Genomic DNA, 5776 nt, shown 5'->3' on the forward strand with positions numbered 1-5776 from the left:
CATCTTTTACCCAATGTAACTGATTTTCTATTTTCCAATGTCCTCGAATAATTTTAGCAAATACTTGGGCGGATTCGGTTAGGCTACTGATATAGTAAGCTGTTTCTTCATAAGTTTTATCCCCGCGACTACCCTTTCTTTATACTTTAATAATTCGGCGCAGATTTTCAAACCCTTGTCTTTCATTTTTCCTCACTTTAAAAACTTCTATTTTTCTTGATATTTTTCGACCATGACTATTATCTTATTCAAGAAAACAACTTGATGGCTTTGAGGAATTACTCAGGTCTTGTATTCGCTTATAAAGATTTTTCTGATTTCCTTTAACGGTGATAACATAATCATTTTTACTCTTGATTATTAAGCTGATTGTTTTTTTCTGACAGTGTCAAGCATCGCCAGTAAAAACTTTATTTTGGAGAGAGCAATCCTCAATTATAGCTTGACCTTCCTCGATTTCAGACCCTTTTTTGTTTTGGATTCTTTTTAAGTGTAATACCAGTCCACTTTCTTGACTAAACAATGAGACAAACATGATAAAATTTTGGTGAGCATTGTTAGGATTCTCTAGGGTGTTTTTGAGACTTTTTCCATCTATATCTAGCCAATTTATATCACTTCTTTGTCCATATTCTTCTAATGCCCATTCATTAAACATTTTTAACAAACTCTGCCATTCAACTCCCATCATTACCCTTCTAATTGTTGAAGACGATGGGACTCTTTCTGGAATTATGTTAAATTCTTGACTGAGCCTGTGCCGATTATTTTGAGCAAACTCTCCTAGCTCTCTATAACCTGAGTATCCTAGCATTGTTCCCAGTATTATTACTACTAATACTATCCATAAAGGGTGCATTTTTCCTTTATCTTTCCGAAAGTCCTTGACTTGTTTCAGTTTTTCTATTAAGCTCAACATATATTTTAAAAATTGCCGGTCACTTCTCATTTTACAAAGACAGTGATCGCTTTTACTTTTGATATTCTGATGGGAGAATGAAACAGCCCTAAGGGCAAGGGGGGGGAGAGTCCGACAAGAAAGGTTTTCAGTGGAGACATTGAGAATCTAAGCTGTCTCGTTGAACAAGGAATTTATAACAGCAATGTAGAAAGAATCCCCCGTCACAGCGTAGCTTGACGGTGGGAGTATGTCAACAGAGGAAATGAACTATGTCCCAAGATAAGCCGATCCAACGCCAAATTCTACCGATTCCCGACTTGACCACCTTCGGTCTAATCACCTACGACGCGAAGAATCCGGACACTGACTATCCCCCGATTCGAGATATCCGACCGCCGGACGGCGCGCCCAACGTGCTGATCGTGCTGCTCGATGACGTGGGCTTCGGAGCCTCCAGCGCCTTCGGTGGGCCGTGCAATACCCCCACTTTCGAGCGATTAGCGGCACAGGGGCTAAAATATACCCGTTTTCATACCACTGCCCTCTGCTCTCCCAGCCGCGCGGCTTTGCTCTCCGGAAGGAATCATCACTCGGTCGGCATGGGCAACATCACCGAAACCGCCACCTCCGCCCCCGGGCAGAGTTCCGTTCGTCCCAACACCAAAGCCCCCCTCGCCTTGACCCTGAAGCTGAACGGCTATTCCACGGCGCAGTTCGGTAAGTGTCACGAGGTACCGGTTTGGCAAACCAGCCCGATCGGCCCCTTTGACGCTTGGCCCTCCGGCGGGGGTGGATTCGAGTATTTCTACGGCTTTATCGGTGGCGAGAATAACCAGTGGGAGCCGGCACTGTACGAGGGAACAACCCCGATCGAACCGCCGAAAACCCCGGAGAAAGGGTATCACCTGACCGAAGATCTGGCCGATCGAGCGATCGCTTGGGTCAGTCAACAAAAGGCCCTCGCCCCCGATAAGCCTTTCTTTATGTACTTCGCCCCCGGAGCGACCCATGCCCCCCACCACGTCCCCAAGGAATGGATCGACAAGTATCGGGGCCAATTCGCTCACGGTTGGGATCACCAGCGCGAGATTACCTTTGCCCGACAGAAAGAACTGGACGTAATTCCCCAAAATGCCGAACTCACCCCCCGTCACGCCGAAATTCCCGCCTGGGATGACATGGACGAGCGCCTGAAGCCGGTATTAGAGCGCCAGATGGAGGTGTACGCCGCCTTTATGGAACATACCGATGATCAGGTGGGACGGGTGATTCAAGCCTTAGAAAATCTAGAAATCCTCGACGATACGCTCGTTTACGTCATCATCGGCGATAACGGCGCATCCGCCGAGGGAACGCTTCAGGGCGCGTTTAACGAGATGGCCAACTTTAACGGATTAGCGGGTCTAGAAACCCCGGAATTTCTCCTCTCGAAACTGGATGACTTCGGCGCGCCCGATTCCTATAATCACTACGCGGTCGGTTGGGCTTGGGCGATGAGTAGCCCCTACAAATGGACGAAGCAGGTCGCTTCTCACTGGGGCGGGACCCGCAACGGTACGATTGTTCGTTATCCCAAAATCATCACGGAAAAAGGTGGGATTCGCCATCAGTTCTGTCATCTGATCGATGTGGCCCCGACGGTGTTGGCAGTAGCGGGAATTCCCGAACCGACTATAGTTAACGGTGTCCTACAAAGTCCCTACGAGGGTACGAGTATGGTTTATACCTTTAACGACGCGGCCGCCCCCGAACGTCACGATGTGCAGTATTTCGAGATGTTTGGCAATCGGGGCATCTATTACAAGGGTTGGAGTGCGATTACCAAGCACCGCACCCCGTGGATTATGACTGGACAGACGATGGTTCCTTTCGACGATGATATCTGGGAACTATACGACGGCAGTAAGGATTGGACGCAAGCTCGGGATCTCTCCCGGGAAATGCCAGAGAAACTGCACGAACTACAGCGACAATTTCTGATCGAGGCGGTTAAGTATAATGTACTGCCCCTAGACGATCGCCAAGTGGAACGGGTCGATCCCGCCACCGCTGGCCGGCCTACCCTCGTGCGGGGAAACTCGCAATTATTCTTTGCCGGGATGGGGCGTTTGTCTGAAAATAGCGTCATCAACATCAAAAATAAATCCTTCTCGGTGACGGCGGAACTGAACATTCCCCCGGAAGGCGCGGACGGGGTGATTATCGCCCAAGGCGGCCGCTTCGGTGGTTGGAGTGTCTATACCCACGACGGAAAAGCCAAGTTCGTCTATAACGTGCTGGGGATTCAAAGTTTTGTCACCGAGGCGACGGAGACGATCCCGGCCGGTAAGCATCAGGTACGGATGGAGTTTGCCTACGATGGCGGTGGTTTAGGACGGGGGGGAAATGTCACCCTCTACTACGACGGTCAACCGGTGGGTACGGGTCGGGTAGAACGAACTCAGGCTTTTATTTTCTCTGCGGACGAGACCACGGATATCGGCTACGAATCCGGTACCCCCGTAGCGGCGGAATATACCTCGAAAACCAGTCGTTTCACTGGCAAGATCGGTTGGGTTCAACTGGATCTGGGTACGGACGATCATGACCACCTGATCGACCAGGAGGAACGTCTGAAAATTATCATGGCCCGGCAGTAGAAAAGGGGACTTGCGATCGACGGTTTCGCTTATTCGGTCTTAGAGGAGGAATCGCGATCGCTGGCGAGCCAATGTTTAATTTTCTATAGCAAAAACTAACCGCGCTGGTAGTTTTATCTAGACTTTCCCTCGGTTAAAAGCAAAAAAATTGAGTTTAAATTAGCAACTTTGTTCTATGGAATGGTCTTTTTTTAGAAACTTTGCCATCACTCTATTCGCCCTCTTAAATCCTCTGGGGATGCTGCCGATATTTATTAGTTACACCGCTCGCGAACGTCAAGAAGTACAGCGACTCGTGGCTCTATTTGTCTCGTTAACTGTCTTGTGTTTGTTGTTAATTTTTATGTTTATCGGAACGTCAATGCTAAAATTCTTTGGTGTCACCTTAGACTCTTTTCGCCTTGCTGGTGGAGTGCTTTTGTTGATGATCGGTATCAACATTGTTAACGGTTCTGGGGGAGGGACAAAAGAGCTTTTAATTAATGAGCGAGGAGGGGATTATCTCAGCGAAGCTAAGTCAGTTTATCGGCAAATTGTTATTCCTATGGCTATGCCTTTATTGGTAGGACCTGGGGTTATTGCTAACGTTATCCTTTATGCCAGTGAAGCCGAATCAAAGCTGGGTGACGGTATGGGCATTGAACTGATTTTGATGACAATTTTAGTCAGTTTTTTGGTCTTTCTCATCCTCGCTGCTGGCAAATGGTTACAAAGACTTTTGGGAGATATTGGCTTGAGTATTACTCAGCGAGTTATGGGGCTATTTGTAGCGGCGATCGGAGTACAATTTATGGTGACAGGTTTGATTAATATTTTTGTCGATCAGATCGTTCCTAAACTGCCATCATAGCAAATTGCTAATTAGTCTAAATAGTTAGCTAAGAAAATTACTGAAAATATCAAATAAGCTGTTGTATATTTAAACTGGGTATTAAGGAGAGCAATCATGAGAAATTCTGAGCAATTGACCAAATCCCTGAAGCGTTTTCGTTATACACTTTTTCTGGGAGTAGCGGCCATGGCAATCACTAGCTGGGGGATGCCCAATATTTCTGTAGCCCAGACTACTCCTGCTCAAGAAAAAGTGCAGTTAATGTTCGTGCAAACGGCAGAAGATATTCAGATAGATCCCGTCACAAAAACAATTCGCTTGGTAAATGTCAACAAACAGACATTATACTTTTCCGATCGCCCGAACCGGATTGCTGGTAATCTGACCATGGCCGCCTATCTGGATGAGTGGACAGCCCGGGCGGGAAAAGATAATTTTGCTAACGATCCCCCCAATGCGACCCTCTCAGTCTACGAACCTGGTCGTCAAGACAATACTATAGTTGTCGTCGAGATTAGCAATCCCGTCATCGATGGCAAGGACTTGATTTATAGCTACAAGCTAATCGAAGGGACTCTACCCAAGGCCGGCGGGACAACTTCCCTATTTATCGATTGGATTGGTGTTGGTGGTGGTGTCGGTCCTGGCTTTTACGGGGTGGGGGCTGGTACCCGCGGAGTCGGTTTATACGGTGGTTACGGTGGACCCCTACGTTATTAATACGCTTGTTCTATTATCGAAAATTTGGGTTAAAACCCCGTCGTTTTACGACGGCTTTTCTTGATCTTTAATATAGCACTTAAGAACTTCCAGGGTTGCACCTCTCAGTTATCAGTTATCAGTTATCAGTTATCAGTGGGTAAGTCATCAGTTATCAGATGTGAGTTTTTAAGTGTGCAGTATTAAATAGAATTTTCCTACTGTATTTTTACTGATTACTGATTACTGTTTACTGATCACTGATTATAGAGTGTCTTTCTTTTCGTAGATGGCTTGACATAATTATCAGACCTAGTTAAAATAGAATGCGGACACACATATTTTAACTCAATGAAAGCAAGGTATCAATACCGCCTTTACCCAACAGACCAACAAAAGAGGCTTTTGTCTCAGTTGTTTGGGTGTGTGCGTGTTGTCTGGAACGATACCTTAGCTTACTGCCAAGAACTATATCAACAAGGAGAGAAAAAGCCAAAATATACAGAGTTGTCCAAAAGACTAACTCAGATTAAAAAAACAAAAGAAAAAGTTTGGCTGACCGAAGTTTCTTCTATTCCTTTACAACAGTCTTTGAGAGATTTAGAGACAGCCTACTCTAACTTTTTTGCATCTTGCAAGGGAGAAAGAAAAGGAAATAAAGTCAAACCTCCTAAATTTAAAAAACGTAAATCTAAACAATCAGCA

Annotated in this window: 4 protein-coding genes and 2 pseudogenes; 5 read left to right on the top strand and 1 reads right to left on the bottom strand. The window is 46.1% G+C overall.

What is annotated here, in order from left to right:
• Window positions 1–919 (bottom strand): annotated as a pseudogene (locus IM319_RS07765) (ISAs1 family transposase); the annotation flags it as partial.
• 123 nt (window positions 920–1042) lie between these two features.
• On the opposite strand from IM319_RS07765, the pseudogene IM319_RS07770 reads away from it, so the two are divergent.
• The 5 genes and pseudogenes from IM319_RS07770 to IM319_RS07790 form a co-directional block, all read left to right on the top strand.
• Window positions 1043–1138: pseudogene (locus tag IM319_RS07770) on the top strand (RNA-guided endonuclease TnpB family protein); the annotation flags it as partial.
• 32 nt (window positions 1139–1170) lie between these two features.
• The gene (locus tag IM319_RS07775; protein ID WP_287735202.1) at window positions 1171–3540 is read left to right on the top strand and encodes an arylsulfatase; all 2370 of its coding nucleotides are present in this window, start codon (window positions 1171–1173) and stop codon (window positions 3538–3540) included.
• Window positions 3541–3715: 175 nt separating this feature from the next.
• Complete coding sequence (locus IM319_RS07780; protein ID WP_287687202.1) at window positions 3716–4390, top strand: MarC family protein; 675 nt, start codon at window positions 3716–3718, stop codon at window positions 4388–4390.
• 96 nt (window positions 4391–4486) lie between these two features.
• Window positions 4487–5092 carry a hypothetical protein gene (locus tag IM319_RS07785; RefSeq protein ID WP_287735203.1) on the top strand — a complete coding sequence of 202 codons (606 nt, stop codon included), beginning with the start codon at window positions 4487–4489 and terminating at the stop codon, window positions 5090–5092.
• Between the two features lie 330 nt (window positions 5093–5422).
• Window positions 5423–5776 (top strand): RNA-guided endonuclease InsQ/TnpB family protein (locus IM319_RS07790; RefSeq protein WP_287735204.1); only part of this gene is annotated, 354 nt, incomplete at its 3' end.

Source organism: Microcystis sp. M113S1 (assembly GCF_020246945.1).
Taxonomy (GTDB): domain Bacteria; phylum Cyanobacteriota; class Cyanobacteriia; order Cyanobacteriales; family Microcystaceae; genus Microcystis.